Annotated in this window: 16 protein-coding genes; 10 read left to right on the top strand and 6 right to left on the bottom strand. The window is 61.9% G+C overall.

The features are described 5' to 3' along the window. Positions 1-109: 109 nt before the first annotated feature. The gene (locus tag AC27VO_RS15420) at positions 110-3,283 is read right to left on the bottom strand and encodes a bifunctional diguanylate cyclase/phosphodiesterase (RefSeq protein ID WP_488667601.1); all 3,174 of its coding nucleotides are present in this window, start codon (positions 3,281-3,283) and stop codon (positions 110-112) included. 140 nt (positions 3,284-3,423) lie between these two features. Further along, positions 3,424-4,323, bottom strand: coding sequence for a LysR family transcriptional regulator (locus tag AC27VO_RS15415; protein ID WP_488667600.1), 900 nt, complete (start codon positions 4,321-4,323; stop codon positions 3,424-3,426). A 134-nt stretch (positions 4,324-4,457) separates the two neighbouring features. Between AC27VO_RS15415 and AC27VO_RS15410 the strand changes: the two genes are divergently transcribed. From AC27VO_RS15410 to mmsB, 8 genes are all read left to right on the top strand, one after another. After that, positions 4,458-5,981 carry a CoA-acylating methylmalonate-semialdehyde dehydrogenase gene (locus AC27VO_RS15410; RefSeq protein ID WP_488667599.1) on the top strand — a complete coding sequence of 508 codons (1,524 nt, stop codon included), beginning with the start codon at positions 4,458-4,460 and terminating at the stop codon, positions 5,979-5,981. Between the two features lie 192 nt (positions 5,982-6,173). Continuing rightward, positions 6,174-6,893 carry a lysozyme inhibitor LprI family protein gene (locus AC27VO_RS15405; RefSeq protein ID WP_488667598.1) on the top strand — a complete coding sequence of 240 codons (720 nt, stop codon included), beginning with the start codon at positions 6,174-6,176 and terminating at the stop codon, positions 6,891-6,893. Positions 6,894-6,955: 62 nt separating this feature from the next. After that, positions 6,956-7,384 (top strand): lysozyme inhibitor LprI family protein, encoded by a 429-nt coding sequence (locus tag AC27VO_RS15400; RefSeq protein WP_488667620.1) that lies wholly within the window; start codon positions 6,956-6,958, stop codon positions 7,382-7,384. A gap of 74 nt (positions 7,385-7,458) precedes the next feature. Further along, positions 7,459-8,625 carry an acyl-CoA dehydrogenase family protein gene (locus AC27VO_RS15395; protein ID WP_488667597.1) on the top strand — a complete coding sequence of 389 codons (1,167 nt, stop codon included), beginning with the start codon at positions 7,459-7,461 and terminating at the stop codon, positions 8,623-8,625. A gap of 48 nt (positions 8,626-8,673) precedes the next feature. Further along, positions 8,674-9,264: an MOSC domain-containing protein gene (locus AC27VO_RS15390; RefSeq protein ID WP_488667596.1), complete on the top strand. Its 591-nt coding sequence runs from the start codon at positions 8,674-8,676 to the stop codon at positions 9,262-9,264. 3 nt (positions 9,265-9,267) lie between these two features. Beyond that, on the top strand, positions 9,268-9,657 hold the full coding sequence (locus AC27VO_RS15385; RefSeq protein ID WP_488667595.1) for a TfoX/Sxy family protein: 390 nt from the start codon (positions 9,268-9,270) through the stop codon (positions 9,655-9,657). Between the two features lie 4 nt (positions 9,658-9,661). Then, positions 9,662-9,805, top strand: coding sequence for a hypothetical protein (locus AC27VO_RS15380; protein WP_488667594.1), 144 nt, complete (start codon positions 9,662-9,664; stop codon positions 9,803-9,805). A gap of 62 nt (positions 9,806-9,867) precedes the next feature. Next, positions 9,868-10,767, top strand: coding sequence for a 3-hydroxyisobutyrate dehydrogenase (mmsB, locus tag AC27VO_RS15375; RefSeq protein WP_488667593.1), 900 nt, complete (start codon positions 9,868-9,870; stop codon positions 10,765-10,767). Positions 10,768-10,842: 75 nt separating this feature from the next. On the opposite strand, the gene AC27VO_RS15370 is transcribed toward mmsB, so the two are convergent. Continuing rightward, positions 10,843-11,061, bottom strand: coding sequence for a hypothetical protein (locus tag AC27VO_RS15370; RefSeq protein WP_488667592.1), 219 nt, complete (start codon positions 11,059-11,061; stop codon positions 10,843-10,845). 242 nt (positions 11,062-11,303) lie between these two features. Here AC27VO_RS15370 and AC27VO_RS15365 point away from each other — a divergent pair, with 242 nt between their 5' ends. Then, positions 11,304-12,899, top strand: coding sequence for a methyl-accepting chemotaxis protein (locus tag AC27VO_RS15365; RefSeq protein WP_488667591.1), 1,596 nt, complete (start codon positions 11,304-11,306; stop codon positions 12,897-12,899). A 218-nt stretch (positions 12,900-13,117) separates the two neighbouring features. On the opposite strand, the gene AC27VO_RS15360 is transcribed toward AC27VO_RS15365, so the two are convergent. The 3 genes from AC27VO_RS15360 to mnmH form a co-directional block, all read right to left on the bottom strand. Then, entirely contained in the window at positions 13,118-13,624 is a 507-nt protein-coding gene (locus AC27VO_RS15360) for a retropepsin-like aspartic protease family protein (RefSeq protein WP_488667590.1), read from the bottom strand. Positions 13,625-13,758: 134 nt separating this feature from the next. Beyond that, complete coding sequence (locus AC27VO_RS15355) at positions 13,759-14,649, bottom strand: pirin family protein (protein ID WP_488667589.1); 891 nt, start codon at positions 14,647-14,649, stop codon at positions 13,759-13,761. A gap of 90 nt (positions 14,650-14,739) precedes the next feature. Continuing rightward, entirely contained in the window at positions 14,740-15,801 is a 1,062-nt protein-coding gene (gene mnmH / locus AC27VO_RS15350; RefSeq protein ID WP_488667588.1) for a tRNA 2-selenouridine(34) synthase MnmH, read from the bottom strand. A 367-nt stretch (positions 15,802-16,168) separates the two neighbouring features. Between mnmH and fdnG the strand changes: the two genes are divergently transcribed. Next, complete coding sequence (gene fdnG / locus AC27VO_RS15345; protein WP_488667587.1) at positions 16,169-19,225, top strand: formate dehydrogenase-N subunit alpha; 3,057 nt, start codon at positions 16,169-16,171, stop codon at positions 19,223-19,225.

Genomic DNA, 19,225 nt, shown 5'->3' with positions numbered 1-19,225 from the left:
TTTGTAACAAAATTGGCTTTTGCGCAGATGTAGCAAGCGCTGAAAGCTCTTCAATTAGGAGCGGTGCTGGCGCAACACCGCCCCTGCAAGATGGGCCACGTTGGGGGGCTCAGTGGCTGGCCACCGGATCCAGCCTGTGCTGGTTGCCGTACACGTGCACCCAGGCCTCGAACTTGTCCGCTGGCTGCGGGCGGCTGAAGAAAAAGCCCTGCCAATAGCTGCAGCCGTTGGCCGCCAGGAAGGCGCGTTGTGCCTCGGTTTCCACGCCTTCGGCAATCACCTGCAGGCCCAGGCTATTGCCCAGCGCAATGATGGAGCGTGCAATCGTGGCGTCGTTAACGCTGGTCTCCACCTCACGCACAAAGCTCTGGTCGATCTTGAGCTTGTCCAGTGGCAGCCGCTTGAGGTAGCTGAGCGACGAGTAGCCCGTACCAAAGTCATCCAGCGAAAAGATCACACCGATCGCCTTGAGCTGCACCATCTTGCGGATCGTGTCTTCCACATCGGTCAGCAGCATGCCCTCTGTCAACTCCAGCTCCAGCTGGCTGGAGCGGGCACCGGTGACCTGCAAGGCCTGCTGCACCTGCTCGACAAAATCAGGCTGATAGAACTGGCGCGGGCTGACGTTGACCGACATGGTCAGACCCGCCATCGCCGGGTCTTTCGCCCAGTGCGCCAGCTGGCGGCAGGCGGCATACAGCACCCACTCGCCCAGCGGCAAGATCAGGCCCGACTCTTCCGCCGCAGGCACAAACACCGCAGGCGGAATAAACCCTTTGGTGGGGTGGCGCCAGCGCAGCAACGCCTCGGCACCAATCACCTTGTCGCGCTGCACCTGGGGCTGGAAGAACAGATCAAACTCATGGCGCTCCAGCGCCAGGCGCATGTCTTTTTCCATCTCCACGCGGGCGCTGACGGCTTTTTGCATGCTCGGGTCAAAGAACTGCAGGGTATCGCGCCCCACGCTCTTGGCCTGGTACAGCGCCAGATCTGCGCGCTTGAGCAACTCTTCCACCGAGTCACCAGGGCCGCAGAACACCACCGCGCCCATGCTGACGGTGACGTGGAAATCCTGGTTATTCAGATAAAACGGCGTGCGCAAGGCCTGCAAAATGGCGCCGCCCACCTGCTCGGTACAGCGCCCCGCTTCCAGCGGGTCTGGGGGCAAATCCTCCAGCACCACCGCAAATTCATCACCACCCTGGCGCGCCAGCGTATGGCGCCCGGTGATGCAGCTGCTCAAACGTGTGGCCACCAGGCGCAACAAGGCATCGCCGTGCTCATGGCCCAGTGTTTCATTGAGCGACTTGAAGTTATCAATATCCAGCAGCAGCAACGCCCCCTTGGGACTGTGCGCGCGCTGGCTGCGCGTGAGCGCCTCCTGCAGCCGATCCAGCAGCAAACGGCGGTTGGGCAGCTGCGTCAAGGTGTCGTAATACCCCAGCCAGCGGATCTCGGCCTCCGCCGCCTTGCGCTGGCTGACATCCACAAAACTCAGCAAAATGCGTCCACCCAGAAAACGGCCAGAGACTTCCATCACCAGCTCCTGGCCGTCCTTACTGCGCAGCAAGTACTCCATGGCCGGCATGTTCACCCCGTTGGGCACCACCTCGCAGCGGCCTGCATTCAGGCGTTGCAGCAAGGCAGCATGCTGCTGCACATCCACACACAGGTGGCGCCACATGGTCGACTCATCCGACATATCGCTTTGCGCCCAGCCGGTCATGGCTTCGAACTGGTGGTTCACAAACTCGATATTGCCCACCGGCCCCACCACCACCAAGCCCACAGGCATGTAGCGCAGCATTTCGCTGGAATAGGCTTCACGGGCTTGCAACTGCGCTTGCAGGCGGTGGCGCTCCGTCACATCCATCAGCAGCATGAAATGGCGGCCTTGTGCCTTGCCGTCCATGCTTTGCAGCGGCGACACCCAGATTTCCGCCCAGATCACGCCACCATCTTCACGCACCATGCGTTGCGTGGTGGTGAAGTGCTCCAGCCGACCTTCGCACAGCTGGCGCTCCAGGCGCAAACACTCCGGGCGATCATCCGGGTGAATGGCGGCATAGATATCCATGTCCTCCAGCGCATCCCAGTCATAACCCACGATGTCCGAGAAACGGGTGTTGACACTGACATAGCGCCCCGTCGCCGCTTCAATCTCGGCCACACCAATCGCAGACTGGTTGAACAAAGCTTTGAGTCGGCCGGTGCGCTCGCGCAGCAGCTGGTGCTTGACCTTGGCCTGCCCTTGCGCACGGGCGCGCTGCAGGGACAGCAGCAGCACTACGGCAGCCAGCAACAAGGTCGCACCCAGGCTGCTGGCACCAATAATCAGCGGGAACGCGCGCTCCACCGGCGACAACATGGCATCGCTGGCCACAAAACTCAAAGACCACTGCCGCCCCAGCACGGCGATACTGCGCTGGGTCTGCGCCAGAGAGGGCGAAGCCTCCCCCCAGCCCTGCGACGCAAAAATAGGCAAAGCCCCTGCGGCATCCCGTGAGGTGATGTCTGTGATGGCAATGCATGTGTGCGGCAGCATGCCCCGCGACTCAAACTGCGCCACCATGGCATCCACCTGCACCTGCAGGCTCAACACACCCTCCAGGGTTTGCGGCGTTGTCTGCACCGCACCGCCATGCAGCGGCACACTGATCAGCACCCCCGTGGCGGGTTTGGTCGCATCCTGCAGGGCAAATGGGGCACTCATCACCGGGCCACCAGCCCCCTGCTGCACCCGCGCGAGCTGCGCCTGCACAGGCGCTTGCTGCGCTGCATCCAGACCCAGCAACGACTGGCGGGCACTCAGCGGCCAGACCTCATCGACAATGAAATACGAAGACTGCTGCAAGGGCCACGCAGGCATCAAGGATTCATCCACCCGCAGCTGTGCGGGCACACTCTGCAGCAACTGGGCCCTGCGTACGGCGTAATCGGCCGCGTTCATGCGCCGCGCCAGGCTCAGCACCTCCACCCCGGGGTAGCGGGTGCTGCTGTCCTGCGCGCCGCGCAGCGACTTGAAAACCTCATAGGCTGCACTGGGGGTTTGCTCCAGCACAGGCCCCATCACCTGCACGTAATCTGCATAGGCGTACAGACGTTGTTCCAGCGTGGTGGTAAACAACTGTGCCTGCTCTTGCAGGCGCTCTTGCACCGTCTGTGACTGGCGGTGTTCCAGGGCCTGCCACAAGCCCAGACTTAACGCGCACCCTACCGTGAGCACCGCTGCTGCTGGCCACCAGATGTGCAGCTGCTGTTCAAGCTTGGAGCGAAATGTCATAAACGAGGCGCAGAAGTACGGAGATTCGATCGATGGGTGGTGCAGCAATTGCTAACAAACATTACCTATCCCCTGAGCATAACCGTGCGCAGCCCCCCCAACAACAAACCCAAGGCTTTAATAACGCGCATAAACCCAGGTCAAATCGGCCTTAAACCAGCGTGGTACTCGGCCATCACTTGCTTGATAAGGCGCCAGACGGTCTGGATGCGCAGCAGTCCTTTGGCCTCTTCGGGCATGGACATCCAGAACGTGCGCTCAAACTGTGCCGCCTCAGGCAGCACCCGCTGCAGCAAGGGGTCGCGATCGGCCAAAAACGCGGGCAGCACGGCCAGGCCCGCCCCCACGCGTACGGCGGCGTACTGAGCGGCAATGCTGGTACTGCGAAACACGTACTGCACCGGCTTGTGCAGCTGGGCCAGCAGTTGCAGCTCCTTGGAAAACAGCATGTCATCGACATAGTCAATGAACTGGTGGTGGCGCAAATCCTCGCTGCTGCGCACCAGCGGCTTGCGCGCCAGGTATTGCCGCTCCCCATATAGATAGAGGTGGTAGTCCGCCAGCTTGCTGACTACCACCGTACCGCGCTTGGGGCGCTCCAGCGAAATCACGATGTCAACCTCCCGCCGGGACAGGTGCATCAGTCGCGGCAAGGCCAACAAATCCACCGACAGCTTGGGGTGCTGCCTGGCCAGCAGCGCCAGGGGTGCGGCCAACAGTTGCACACCCAGCCCTTCGGTCACGCCCACGCGCACCAGCCCCGCCACTTCCGAAGCCGCTGCCACCGAGGGGTGAGACAAACGCTCCACCCCCCGTGCAGCTTGTGCCATGGCCTGGGCCACCGGTAACAGCTGCTGACCGGCTGCATTGAGCTTGTGCCCCGAAGCCTCACGCACAAACAGCGGATGGCCCAACTGCTGCTCCAGCGCCTGAATGCGCCGTGCCACCGTGGTGTGCTCCACCTCCAGCGCACGCGCAGCCCCCGCCAAAGTACCGGTTTGTGCCAAAGCCGCAAAAAAACGCAGGTGATCCCAGTCCATGCCCTGCAGTTTGCCTGTGCTTTTTTGCAAAGCCAAGGTGCGTAAACGCGTATTGCCCAAGCAGATTTGCACATCTACGATGAATGCAATGGCTCACCGAAGTCATCACACCTATTCAAGCCCTGGAGACAACCATGAACGCCCCTGACAAATCCGCCGTGCTCGCCCCCACCGTCAAGCTGCTGATCAACGGCCAGCTGGTTGAGTCCAAGACCACGCAGTGGCGCAATGTGGTCAACCCCGCCACCCAAGAGGTGTTGGCCCGCGTGCCGTTTGCCACGCCCGAAGAAATCAATCTGGCCGTCTCCAACGCCAAGGAAGCCTTCCAGACCTGGAAGAAAACCCCCATCGGCGCCCGCGCCCGCATCTTCCTGAAGCTGCAACAGCTGATCCGCGAAAACATGAAAGAGCTGGCCGCCATCTTGACGGCCGAGCAAGGCAAAACCCTGCCCGACGCCGAAGGCGATGTCTTCCGCGGCCTGGAAGTGGTGGAGCACGCCGCCAATATCGGCACGCTGCAGCTCGGTGAGCTGGCCAACAACGTGGCCAATGGCGTCGATACCTACACCATCAACCAGCCGCTGGGCGTGTGCGCGGGCATCACACCCTTCAACTTCCCCGCCATGATTCCACTGTGGATGTTCCCCATGGCCATTGCCACCGGCAACACCTTCGTCTTGAAGCCTTCCGAGCAAGACCCGATGGTGACCATGCGCCTGTGCGAATTGGCACTGGAAGCGGGCGTGCCCCCCGGCGTGCTGAACGTGATTCACGGCGGTGAAGACGCGGTAAACGCCATCTGCGACCACCCCGACATCAAAGCCATCAGCTTTGTCGGCTCGACCAAGGTCGGCACCCATGTCTACAACCGCGCCAGCCTGAACGGCAAACGCGTGCAATGCATGATGGGTGCCAAGAACCACGCCATCGTCATGCCTGATGCCAACAAGGAGCAATCGCTCAACGCTCTAGCCGGTGCCGCTTTCGGTGCCGCAGGCCAGCGCTGCATGGCGCTGTCGGTGGTGGTACTGGTGGGCGAAGCGCAAAAGTGGATCCCCGAGCTGGTCGCCAAGGCCAAGACCTTGAAGGTCAGCGGCGGCACCGAGGCAGGCACCGATGTCGGCCCACTCGTGTCGTGCGCCGCCCTGTCCCGTGTGGAAGGTCTGATTGAGCGTGGCCTGGCCGATGGCGCCAAGCTGGAGCTGGACGGCCGCAAGCCCCAGGTAGCGGGCTACGACCAGGGCAACTTTGTGGGCCCAACCATCTTCAGCGGCGTCAAGCCCGGCATGTCGGTCTATGACCAGGAAATCTTCGGTCCCGTGCTGTGCATTGCCGAAGCCGCCGACATTGACGAAGCGATTGCCTTCATCAACGCCAACCCCAACGGCAACGGCACGGCCATCTTCACGCAAAGCGGCGCCGCAGCACGCAAGTTCCAGGAAGACATCGATGTGGGCCAGGTCGGCATCAATGTGCCAATCCCTGTGCCAGTGCCCCTGTTCTCGTTCACCGGCAGCCGCGCCTCCAAGCTGGGTGATCTGGGCCCTTACGGCAAGCAGGTGGTGATGTTCTACACGCAGACCAAGACGGTGACCGCACGCTGGTTCGATGATTCGACCACCAGCCACGGTGTGAACACCACCATCAGCCTGAAGTGATGGGGACACGATGTGCCGCGCACAGCCACCCCACAGGGGGCTGCGGCCGCCATGCCCCGGGGCAAGCCCCCAGCGCGCCACCACTGCACCCGCCCCGCACACAGGGGGCGGATCACGCACAGCAAGGCCCGTTATCCTTAGCCCCTCTTTGAGCTGATCTTCCCCCCCGACATGCCTTTGCATTGGTTTTCTTTGCTTCCCCGTCGCGCGCTGCAGGGCCCACGTGCCCTGCACGCCGCTTGCCTGTCACTGCTGCCCGGCATGGCCTACGCACAAGCGCTGCCAAATCCACCCGCCAGTGCGGACTGCGCCCAGGCGCAATGTGCAACCACCTCCACCTCCACCGCGCCCGCCGAGGCCGCACTGCAGCACAGCCTGCAGTCGCTGCAGGCCCTGCTGCCCCCCCCACAAAGCGCGCAGCTTCAGGCCCAGCAGCGCGACTGGGGCGAGCGCCGCGCAGCAGCCTGTACGCCTCAGAACGACCCAAACCCCGCACCCAGCAGCACGGCACAGGCCGAGCCCTGCCACAGTCGCTGGACCATGGAGCGCAGCCAGTGGCTGGACAGCGTTCGCCACACCATTAAGCACGCCATGCAAGCCTCCACCACGTCCCTCTGCGCCCCAGGCGATGCACCGAGCACAGACTGCCTGGACAAGCAAAATGCGGTGATCGAAAGAAACGTGCAGGTGTTCTACAGCACGATCGCGCTGGGCTTGCCTGCCGCGCAGGCCGAGACCTTCTATACCGAACAACAGCGCTGGGAGCAGCAACGCGCACAAGACTGCCAGCCCAACGGCTACGCCCATGCACAGCAAGACCAGCTGGCCTGCCGCACCCGCACGGCACTGGAGCGCCTAATGCGCTACAAAAGCGAATGGCTTCCTCTGACCCGCAGGCAGGCCCAGCCATGACAGCCGCCGCCTCCCAGCGCGATTTCGCCCGGTTGTACACCGTCCATGGCGGTGCAGCAGCGATGCTCTCCCGGTTGCATGGCTTCAAACAAAACTGGCCTCTAAGCCTTGCAATACCAAGGCTGGCCGCTCTTATTTTCGCCAACACCTTGGCCCATGCAGCCCACGCGCAGGCCGGTGCCGCCTGTGTTCCGGGCGGCAGCATGGCCGAAACCAATGCCTGTGCCATTCAGGCGTTCCAGGCGGCCGATACCCAGCACCAAATCCTCTACGGCGATGTGATGCTGGCCTTGTCCGCCCATGAACGCCCCGCCCTGCGCAAGGAACAAAGCGCGTGGACCCGCCAGCGCATCACCCAGTGCAAGCAGGTCACCCAGGCCTTTGAAACCCGCAGCGACTGGCCCAGCCGCTACCACGACTGCCTGGTCGAGCACATTCAGGCGCGCAATGTGGTGCTCAAGCATTGGCTGCACCACGGAGCGCCGCCGTGACGCCCTCCAGCCATCACTGATACGCCTGGCATCTATGGGGCGAGCAGACACAACAACTACCGCGGAGACAACACATGGATTTTGAGCTGACCGAAGACCAGCGTGCATTCGCCGACACAGCACGGGCCTTTGCCCAAAGTGCACTGGCCCCGCACGCTGCCCAGTGGGATGCTGACGGCACCTTCCCGCGTGAAGCCATTGCCCAAGCGGGTGAGCTGGGTTTTTGCGGCCTGTATGCACCGGAAGCTGCAGGCGGTCTGGCCCTGCCGCGCCTGGATGCCACGCTAGTGTTCGAGGAGCTGGCCGCCGCCGACCCATCCACCACCGCCTTTATCACCATCCACAACATGGCCACCTGGATGCTGGGCACCTGGGCCACCGATGCCGTGCGTGCCGAATGGGGCGAGGCTTTGACCAGTGGCCAAAAACTGGCCAGCTACGCCCTGACCGAACCCGGCGCAGGCTCTGACGCCGCCTCGCTCAAGACCCGGGCGGAGCTGGTAGGCCATGACTATGTGATCAACGGCAGCAAAGCCTTCATCAGCGGCGCCGGCAGCACCGATGTACTGGTACTGATGGCCAGAACCGGAGATGCCAACTCCGGCGCATCGGGCATCTCTGCCTTTGCCGTGCCTGCCAACGCCGAAGGCATCAGCTACGGCAAGAAGGAAGAAAAAATGGGCTGGAACAGCCAGCCCACGCGGGTCATCAACTTTGACAACGTGCGCATTCCCGCGCAGAACCTGTTGGGCCGCGAAGGTGAAGGTTTCAAAATTGCCATGAAGGGCCTGGACGGCGGGCGCATCAACATCGCCACCTGCTCGGTCGGTGCGGCGCAAGGGGCTCTGACCCAGGCACAGGCTTATTTGCACGAGCGCAAGCAGTTCGGCAAAGCCATTGCCAGCTTTCAGGCCCTGCAGTTCAAGCTGGCCGACATGGCCACCGAGCTGGTTGCCGCGCGCCAAATGGTGCGGCTGGCGGCCAGCAAGCTCGACGCCGGTGCGCGCGATGCCAGCACCTACTGCGCCATGGCCAAACGTTTTTCCACCGATGCGGGCTTCATGGTCTGCAACGAGGCCCTGCAGCTGCACGGCGGCTACGGCTATCTGCGTGACTTTCCGCTCGAGCGCCTGGTGCGCGATGCGCGCGTGCACCAGATTCTGGAAGGCACCAACGAGATCATGCGCATCATCATTGCGCGGCGCATGCTGGAAGGGGATGCGCCGCAAGCCATTCGTTAACAACCATAGCTGTTGACGTAGACCCCACAAAGGCTAGAGGCCCATTCAATGCCCAACACACACACCCTTTTGCCTGCTTTGCAAGTGCCGGTGCTGGCGGTGCATAGCGATGATGCGCATCGGTTTTCCAAAACCACGGTTCCTCACATCGATCTGCTGGCTGGCTTGGGCGTGCAAGGCGACGCACACTGCGGGCGCACCGTGCAGCACCGCTCACGCGTGAAGGCCAACCCCGATCAACCCAATCTGCGGCAGGTACACCTCATCAGCGCTTCGCTCTTCACGCACCTGCGTACGCTGGGTTTTGACGTCCAAGCAGGCCAGCTGGGTGAAAACATCACACTGGCTGCCAGTGCGCAGCTGGACTGGCAGGCCTTGATTGCGCTGCCGCAGCATACGCAGTTGCATTTCGGCCAAGGTGCCGTGCTGCAGCTCACAGGACTACGCAACCCCTGCCCCCAGATTGAGGCGTGGCAACCAGGGCTGCTGGCCGCGATGCTGGGCCGCACCCCAGAGGGCCGATTGCTGCGCAAAACCGGGGTCATGGCCATCGTGCTGCAAGCAGGCCGTGTGCAAGCGCAAGACACCGTCGACATCATCTTGCCCAATGCCCCCCATCACCCTATGGAACGTGTCTAGCCCATGCCCGCCCGCCCACTCTCAGACGAAATCCTGCACCTGATTGCTGCCGTGCGCCAGGCGCTGGCGCAGCGCGACGATGTGGAAGAACGCATGCTGTTTGGCAGCCACTGCTTTTTTGTGGATGGCAAGCTGTGCCTCGGCATCAAAGGTGAGGACTTGCTGCTGCGCCTGTCGCCCACGCAGCATGCCCAGATGGCCGAGCAGCCGGGCCTGCGTGAGCTGGATCCGCGCGGCGGTATGAAGGGCTACTTCTGGGCCGAGCCCAGCGCCTACGCCACGCGCGCGCAGTGGCAGCACTGGATCGACACCGCACTGGCCTACAACCCACAGGCCAAAGCCAGCCCCCGGCGCAAACCCACGCCCCGGCGCAGCGTGTTTGGGGAGGAATAAGCCCATGCTCGCCCACATCCACATGTCCACCGCGCCACCGAATTGCCATCACCGCATTGCGTACAACCTGCGCGCCAGACTTGCCCAACGCGCCGCGCGCATAGCCGCCGACTGCACGCTGCAGATTCAAAGCTTTTTCAGCCCCTAGCGCTTATTCCACCTACGCGAACAGCTATCAAAACTTAGATCCATATTTACAAGGAGACCTTCATGACCACCATCGCATTCATCGGTTTGGGCAATATGGGCGCGCCCATGGCCATCAATCTGCAAAAAGCCGGGCACGACGTGCGCGCCTTTGACTTGTCGAAGGACGCCGTCGCCAAAGTGGTGGCCGAAGGTGCCACGGCCGCTTTCAGCGCACAAGATGCGGTGCAAGGTGCCAAAGTGGTGGTCACCATGCTGCCCGCCAGCCCGCATGTGGAGGCACTGTTCCTGGGCAAGGACGGCGCGCCCGGCCTGCTGGCCAGCATTGCCCCCGGTGCACTGGTGATCGACAGTTCCACGATTGCCGCTGCCACCAGCCAAAAGGTGGCCAAGGCCGCCGATGCCGCAGGCATTGACTTTATCGATGCGCCCGTCTCGGGCGGCACGGGCGGCGCCATCGCCGGCACGCTGACCTTCATGGTGGGCGGCACGGCCTCACAGCTCGAGCGCGCCAAGCCCTATCTGGAAAAAATGGGCGCCAACATCTTCCACGCCGGCGCGGTGGGCGCTGGCCAGACCGCCAAGATCTGCAACAACATGCTGCTGGGCATTTTGATGGCTGGCACCAGCGAGGCCATCGCCCTGGGCGTGGCCAATGGGCTGGACCCCAAGGTGCTGTCCGAGATCATGCGCCGCAGCTCCGGCGGCAACTGGGCACTGGAAAAGTACAACCCTTTCCCCGGTGTGCACGAGACCGCCCCGGCCAGCAAGGGCTATGCCGGCGGTTTTGGCACCGACCTGATGCTCAAGGACCTGGGCCTGGCGCAGGAGAACGCCATGGCCGTCAAGGCCAGCACCCCGCTTGGTGGCTTGGCTCGCGCACTGTATGCGCAGCACAGCATTGCGGGCCGCGGGGCGCTGGATTTCTCCAGCATCATTCAGACGCTGCAAGCCAAGCCATAAGCGGCTGCGTACTTTCCACCCACAAAAAAGCCCGCAGCAGCGGGCTTTTTTGCGTCACCCCGACGGGGCCGCACTTTAGGACTTGCGCCCCATCACCAGCAGCGCGCCACCAATCACGATGGCGCCAATGCCTGCCCACAGCGGAATGTTGACGTTTTCTTTCTGCGCCACCTTGATCTCCATGGGGCCGATCTTGGCGGCGGTTTCTTCCTTGGTATAGGAAAAACCACCGTAAATCAGGCCCAGCGCCCCCAGAACCACCAGCACGACGCCAATCAGTTTTGCTCCAGCCATGGCTGCTTCCTTATTGAGAGTGACGCCGCCCAGCCCCTCGCTGCGCGGCATGCATTTGATTCGAGCCAAACGCAGCCGTCGCGCGCGTAGGAAGGCAGTGCGCACCCACGTCAGCCAGCGCACCTTCACGGCCCAGCGCAGGCAGGCAGCGGCCGCTCCTTGACCATCAAGCTGGCGCGAATGTTGCAACAAATACTTACACATGATGCAGCCACGGGCTGCAGTGCGTTGCAAGGGATTCCATGATGAAGTTCATAGCCAATCTGTCGATCAAAAGCCGCCTGTACTGCGGCACGCTGTTTTGCCTGGTCATGCTCTGCCTCATTGGCGCGGCCGGCTTTTATGCGCTGGAGCGCACCGGCAACACCGTGCAAGCGGTGTTCGCCACCCGGGTGCAGACACTCACTGACATCAGCGAGCTGCGCACCAATCTAGGGAATCTGCAGCTGGCAGAGAAGAACACCATCGTCAACGCAGACAACTCCGACGTGGTGCAGGAAATGCTGGGCCGCTGGGAGACCACGCTGAGCAGCGTCCGCGAACGCACCCAGATGCTGCAGATGCTGCAGCCCGAGGGCTCAGACTACGCGCAAAAACTCGGCGTGGTGAACACCTCGCTGGAGCGCTACGGGCTGGACGTGAAACCGGTGCTCACCGAAGTCCGCAAGGGGCTGGTGAGCCCTGCCGAGGGTGCCGAAAAAGCCGAGCTGGTGCGCACAGCCATCCACGATGCCGACGCCCTGCTCAGCGCTGCGGTCATGCAGGCGCAGTCCGAGCTGGACCAGGCACGTAGCCAGATGACAGAGCAAGCGCTGCAGATGAAAACGCTGATGGCCGCGCTCGTGCTGGTGGCCATGGGCGTGATGCTGCCCCTGACCTTCTGGAGTGTGCGCACCATCATGCGTTCGCTGCAGATGGCCCGCGACATGGCCCAGCGCGTGGCCGCCGGCGATCTGTCGCAAGACATCACGCCCCTCAACCACGACGAGGTGGGCCAGCTGGTGCAGTCCATGGCCGAGATGCAGAACGCCCTGCGCCGCCTGGTGGCACAGGTACAAAGCGCGGCGGGCCAGGTCTCCACAGCCAGCGCCGAAATTGCCAGTGGTAACCACCACCTGAGCGAGCGCACCGAGGGTACGGCCACGCATTTGCAAACCACCACCAGTGCCATGGAAGAGCTGGGCCAGGGCGTGCAGCACAACGCACATTCCAGCGAAGTGGCCCACCAGCAGGCACAGACCGCCACCCACGTGGCCCAGCGCGGCAAGCAAGTGACCGCCAGCGTGGTGGAGACCATGGCGCAGATCGCAGACAGTGCGCAGCGGATTGCGCACATCACCGGCGTTATCGACGGCATTGCCTTTCAGACCAACATCCTGGCGCTCAATGCCGCCGTCGAAGCGGCGCGCGCGGGCGAGCAAGGCCGGGGCTTTGCCGTAGTGGCCAACGAGGTGCGTGCCCTGGCAGGCCGCAGCGCCGATGCGGCCCGGGAGATCAAGACCTTGATCACCACCTCCACCGCCTGTGTGGACAGCGGCACCTCCCTGGTGCACCAAGCGGGCGACACCATGGACGATATTGTGGGCAGCGTTGACCGCGTGGCCCAGGTGATTGCCGAAATCTCCGAAGCCGCCCGCGTGCAACACCGCCAGATCGCTGGCGTGCTGCATGCCGTGGATGAGCTGGAGCACATGACGCAACAAAATGCAGCCCTGGTGGAGCAATCCAGCGCAGCCTCTGCCTCGCTGCACGACCAGGCCCATGTGCTAGACAAGGCCATCAAGCAGTTCACCATGCCCGGCCACGCCGCGCCCACGGTGCTGGCGATTGCGGCATAGGCATCCAACGCTGCAGCCAACGCTTGAAAGCCTGCGATAAAAACAGCATCTAGCCATTATGCAGCCTACGCTAGCAGCTATTTTTATTGAAATCCTGCGCCGTGCCTGTACCTTGCTTGCACCTTGCAGGCGCTGAGGGATTACAGGGTGGGCAGCCGGGTGGCCTGCCGGCTGCCAACCCTGCGGCACTGTCAGGGCAGCGATAGCGCTGGGGGCGCTTATTTGCGGCGCAGCTCCAGCACATCACCGCTGATGCGCACCTCGAACTGCCGCAAAAAGTTCTGCCCCAGCAAAGCGTCTTGCGGACTGCTGCCCGTGTAGCCCGTACCGACGGTCAGATGGCGCACCTGCAGCGGCCCGGCGGTGATGCGATCGGCCCGCACCAAGCGCCCGGTGCGTATGCCATTGGCGGTGTGAAACTGCACTTCCTCCCCACCGTGCAACCCTGCTTGCGCGGCCAGCGCATCGGTCACCGCGATGGTGGTGGCACCCGTGTCCACCATGAAGCGCACGCTCTGGCCGTTCACGCTGCCGTCCACGTAGAAATGGCCGTCGCGCTGGCGCTGCAGCTGCAGGCCGCCATCGGCCATCACCACCGGGGCTGTGGGCTGCAGGTAACGGTCCATGGCCACATACATCAGGCCCAGCACCAGCACCCAAAACACGGCCATGCCTGCCTGAATACGCCACAGCGAGCGGCGCGCGGCATTCGGTTGCGCGGTCACAGATCGTTCCCCTCTCTTTATTTTTGGCACTGCACACAGCCAACCGTTTGCGGTTACCTGCGCACAGAAGGTATCGGCAGGTATCGGTACCAAGCTACGCGGCCTGGTGCACTAACACAGCGTGGCTGTGGCGTTCAGGGCACCTGGGGCGCCGACAGGCGGCGATGCGCACCGCCCTCCACCTGGCCAAAACGCGCGGCTCCGGCCTCCCATTCGGCACGGTAGCCTCGGATGGCTTCCAGGTCGGTACCCAGAAAGTTCCACCACACTGTCACCTTATCGGCAAACGGCGTGCCCCCAACCACCAGCAAGCGCGTGCCGGGCAGCAGCTGCACTGCCAGTTGGGTGCGCCCCGGCGCCAAGTAGGCCAGCTCATCCTGGGCAAAGTCTGCACCGTCGATGGAAAAGCCTCCGGTCAATGCCAGCAAGCCATATTCAAAGCGGCTGTCGGCCTGCAGCTGCACCGCCCCGCCGTTCACACCAGCCAGCACTTCCAGCCCCAGCAAGGGGCTGTACAGCTGTGTGGGTGCGGTGTGCGGGCCGTAGCTGCCCGCCATCAGCGACCAGTCGCAGCCCTGTTCCTGCCATTGCGGCACCTGGGCATAGTGGTCAAACGCAGGGGCCTGGTCGGCCACCGCATCGGGTAGCGCAACCCACAGCTGGGCCGCATGCAAGCGCTCGCCGTCGCGCACGGAGTCTTCGGTGTGCGAAATGCCATAGCCTGCAGTCATCAGGTTGACTTGCCCGGCCCGCAGGACCTGCGCATAGCCCAGGCTGTCGCGGTGCATGACCTCGCCCTCAATCATCCAGGTAAACGTTTGCAGCCGGGTGTGCGGGTGTGCCCCCACGTGCAGCCCTGCCCCTTGCGGGAAAGCGATGGGGCCCAGGTGGTCCAGAAAACACCAGGCACCAATCATGCGTCGCTGCTTGGTGGGCAGCGCCCGCGCAATCTCCATGCCTTCACCCAGACTGCCCTTGCGAGCAGTGATACGTTCAGCGGGAGAAAAAGGGGTCGCAACAGACATGAGAGCTCCAATCACATAGAGGGATGCAGACACAGACATACGGTGGTTCAGCCCCACCGCCCGCCCCAAGCCCGGCTTTGGTGCCGCAGCTCAGGCGCTTTCGCACTCTAACCGTTGAATCTGCGCTGCCAGTGCGTGGGTGGCCTTGTCTGACAAATCTTGGGCTGGCACGCTGCTGCGCTGCGCCCAGCACTCAAAGTGTTTGGACTGCGAGCGCTGGTACTGCGGGTCATAGTGCAGAAGCATCAACTCTTCAAACAGCGCGGGCAGATCCCCCTCACGCGCCCAGGCTTGCCAGCGGGCAATGGTTTCGTTGCCCTGAATTTCCTTGAGGAAGCCCAGGCGTTCGCACAGCTCAGGCACCTGATCGCCAAGATAAGCGTAGTCACGCAGCAGAAACTCCAGTCGTGCTGCCGTGCTGGCCTGAATCTCCACCACGCGGGCTTTGCGCATGTGCTGCACCAGCAGCAATGGCAAGGCCACGCGGCCAATCTTGGGGCTTTCACCCTCGATATAAACCGGCTGGCTCACATCCAGCGCCTGCAGTGCTTGTGCCAGCAAGGTGTCAAAGTGCTTTTGGCTTGGCTGCGCAATCCCGGGCAAGCTGCCCAGCAGCGAGCCTTTGTGGCGCGCCAGCCCTTCCAGGTCCACCACCTGTGCGCCCTGCGCCTGCATTGCGTGCAGCACGCGTGTCTTGGCACTGCCCGTGGCACCGCACAACACTCGCAACTGCAGCTGCGGCACCAGCTCATCGATTTGCGACACCACATGCTGGCGAAATGACTTGTAGCCCCCGGCCAGTTGCTGGGCATCCCAGCCCACCAGGCGCAGCCAGGTCACCATGGAGCCACTGCGCAAACCGCCGCGCCAGCAATACACCAGCGGCTTCCAGTTGGCAGGCTTGTCGGAGAAGGTTTCTTTGAGGTGCTTGGCCAGGTTGGCGGCGACCATGGCCGCGCCCAGGCGCTTGGCCTCAAACGGGCTGACCTGCTTGTAGATGGTGCCGATGGTGACGCGCTCTTCATTGCTCAAAACAGGGCAATTGATGGCGCCAGGGATATGGTCTAACTCGAACTCTGCAGGGGTGCGCGCATCAATGATCGTGGGGTATTGCCCAAGTTCAGTGACGCGAACGGGTTGGCGGTGGGACATCTCAATTCAACAATGCTAGGCGGGCGCTCAGGCTCGACACACCCAGGCGCACACACGGCGCGGCTGGCAGGAAAGAAAGGGTTGGTCGAGCCTCGACACGCCTCTGCAGCCGCAGAGATCCTTGCTATGCCTCAATTGTCGCCGCGATCCTGACGCCGTGCAGCGCCGCCCCCATACATCGGTGCTGCAGGTGCAGTCTTACACGCTGCCAAGGGTTTGCAGCGGTATACCCAGAAGCGATCTATGCAAACATATGCACACATTCTCCAGCCAGCCCTGTCGGGTTTAGGGGTTGAAGAATGTGTCTTGTATGAGACATATAACTAGAATTTCGCCTACAAGCGTCAAGTTTTAAAAAGGTAACCCCATGGTGCAACTATCCAGACGCCAGTTCATGCAAGTGACTGGCTCGAGTCTGGCGGCATCCAGCTTGGCAGTGATGGGCTTCTCGCCCACCGCGGCCTTGGCTGAAGCACGCCAGTTCAAGCTGGCCGCAACCACCGTCACACGGCAGACATGTACGTACTGCTCGGTCGGTTGTGGTCTTTTGATGTATTCGTACAGCGACGGTGTGAAGAATGCCAAGATGTCCGTGATGCACGTTGAAGGTGATCCAGATCACCCAGTGAATCGCGGCACGCTGTGCCCCAAGGGTGCTTCGCTGCTCGATTTCGTGCACAGCCCCAACCGTCTCAAGTACCCCGAATACCGCGCTCCTGGCTCCGATGAGTGGAAGCGCATGTCGTGGGACGAAGCTCTGGGCCGTATCGCAACACTTCTGAAAGAAGACCGCGACGCCAACTTCGTTGAGAAGAACGACAAGGGTCAAACGGTCAACCGTTGGCTCACCACCGGCATGCTGGCAGCTTCGGCTGAAAGCAACGAAGCCGGTTACGTCACACACAAGGTAGCCCGTTCCTGGGGTCTGCTGGCGCTCGATAACCAAGCACGTGTCTGACACGGCCCAACGGTGGCAGGTCTTGCCCCAACATTTGGCCGTGGCGCGATGACAAATCACTGGGAAGACATCAAGAATGCTGATGTGATTCTCGTGATGGGTGGTAACGCCGCAGAAGCTCACCCATGTGGCTTCAAGTGGGTCACCGAAGCAAAAGAGCACAACGGTGCTCACTTCATGGTGGTCGACCCTCGTTTCAATCGCTCTGCCTCGGTAGCCGATTTCTACGCCCCTATTCGTTCGGGCTCGGACATCGTGTTCCTCGGTGCGATCATCAATTACTTGTTGACCAACGACAAGATTCACCACGAATACGTGAAGAACTACACAGACTTCTCGTTCATCGTGCGTGAAGACTTTGCGTTCGACGAAGGTATCTTCTCGGGCTACAACCCCGAAACCCGTACTTACGACAAATCGTCGTGGGACTACGAAATGGGTGAAGACGGCTTCGTGAAGGTTGACCCCACACTGCAACACCCCCGTTGCGTGTACCAGTGGCTCAAGCGCCACTACGCTGGCTATACCCCAGAGAAGGTAGAAAGCATTTGCGGCACACCGAAGGCGAAGTTCCTTCACGTGGCTGAGCAATTTGCCTCGACCGCTGTGGCTGGCCGTGTCGCCACCATCATGTACGCCCTGGGTTGGACACAGCACACCACCGGCGCACAGATGCTGCGTACAGGCGCCATGATTCAGCTGCTGTGCGGCAATATTGGTGTCGCTGGCGGTGGTATGAACGCGCTGCGCGGCCACTCCAACATCCAGGGTCTGACTGACCTGGGTATCTTGTCTGCTTCGTTGCCGGGTTACCTGTCGCTGCCCAACGAAAGCGAACAAGACTACGAGAAGTACATCACCGCGCGCACGCCCAAGACGCTGCGTCCCGGTCAGATGAACTTCTGGCAGAACACACCCAAGTTCCACGTCAATCTGATGAAGGCTTGGTGGGGTCCTGCGGCAACAGCCGAAAACAACTGGGCCTTTGACTACCTGCCCAAGCTAGACAAGCAGTACGACATGCTGCAAGTCTTTGACTTGATGGTTCAGGGCAAGATCAATGGCTACATTGCGCAAGGCTTTAACCCATTGGCATCGCTGGCCAACTCGAACAATGTTCGCGAAGGCCTCAAGAAGCTGAAGTTCCTGGTGGTGATGGATCCGCTGGTCACTGAAACGTCGGAGTTCTGGAAGAATCACGGCGAATTCAATGACGTGGATACCGCGTCCATCCAGACCGAAGTGTTCCGCCTGCCTACCACCTGCTTCGCAGAAGAAGATGGTGCTGTGGTGAGCTCTTCTCGCGTACTGCAGTGGCACTGGAAGGCTGCTGACGCTCCTGGTGAAGCCAAGACTGACATCGCGATCATGTCGGGTCTGCACCTGCGCCTCAAGAAGCTGTACCAAGCCGATGGCGGCAAGTTCCCTGAACCTATCGTCAACCTGTGGTGGCCTTACGCCCAGGCAGCGCACCCCTCGTCCGAGGAAATTGCCAAGGAATACAACGGCAAGGCGCTGGTCGATCTGCTAGATGCAGATGGCAAGGTGATCCGCAAGGCTGGCGAACAGCTGGCTGGCTTTGGCGAAATGCGTGCCGACGGCTCCACCATGGGGGGCTGCTGGATCTGGTCGGGCTGCTGGACTTCGTCGGGCAACCAAATGGCCCGCCGTGACAACAGCGACCCCACAGGTATCGGCAATACGCTGAACTGGGCGTGGGCATGGCCTGCCAACCGCCGCATCTTGTACAACCGTGCATCGTGCGACACCAACGGCAAGCCTTTCAACCCCAACCGCGTGCTGATCAAGTGGGATGGCGCCAAGTGGGTGGGTGCGGATGTGCCAGATATTGGCGCAACACTGCCTCCAAGCTGCAACCCCTTCACCATGAACCCCGAAGGTGTGGCCCGTTTCTTCGCTCGCAAGGGCATGAACGAAGGTCCATTCCCTACGCACTACGAAGCGTTTGATAACCCATTGGGCTACAACCCGATGTATCCAGAGAACCAGCTGGCCGTTATCAACCCTGCTGCGCGCGTGCTGGAATCCACCAAGGGAACGGCTGGCGACCCCAAGGAATACCCACACGTGGGTACCACTTACCGCCTGACCGAGCACTTCCACTATTGGACCAAGCACGTTCAGCTGAACAACATTGTTCAGCCTGAGCAGTTCGTGGAAATTGGTGAAGCGCTTGCCAAGGAGCTGGGCATCGAAACCGGCCAAAAGGTCAAAGTTTCGTCCAAGCGTGGCTTCATCAAGGCAGCCGCCGTGGTGACCAAGCGCATCAAGCCGATGCAAATTGACGGCAAGACCATCCACCACGTGGGCGTTCCAATTCACTGGGGCTTCTCGACGACAGGGCGTAAGGGCTACATGGCCAACAACCTGACCGCGTCGATTGGCGATGGCAACAGCAACACCCCCGAGTCCAAGACCTTCCTGGTCAAGGTCGAGAAGGCATAA

The organism is Comamonas sp. 14P8.1.4, assembly GCF_057799285.1.
Note: the sequence above shows the minus strand (reverse complement) of the source record. Positions and strands in the feature narration are given on the sequence as shown.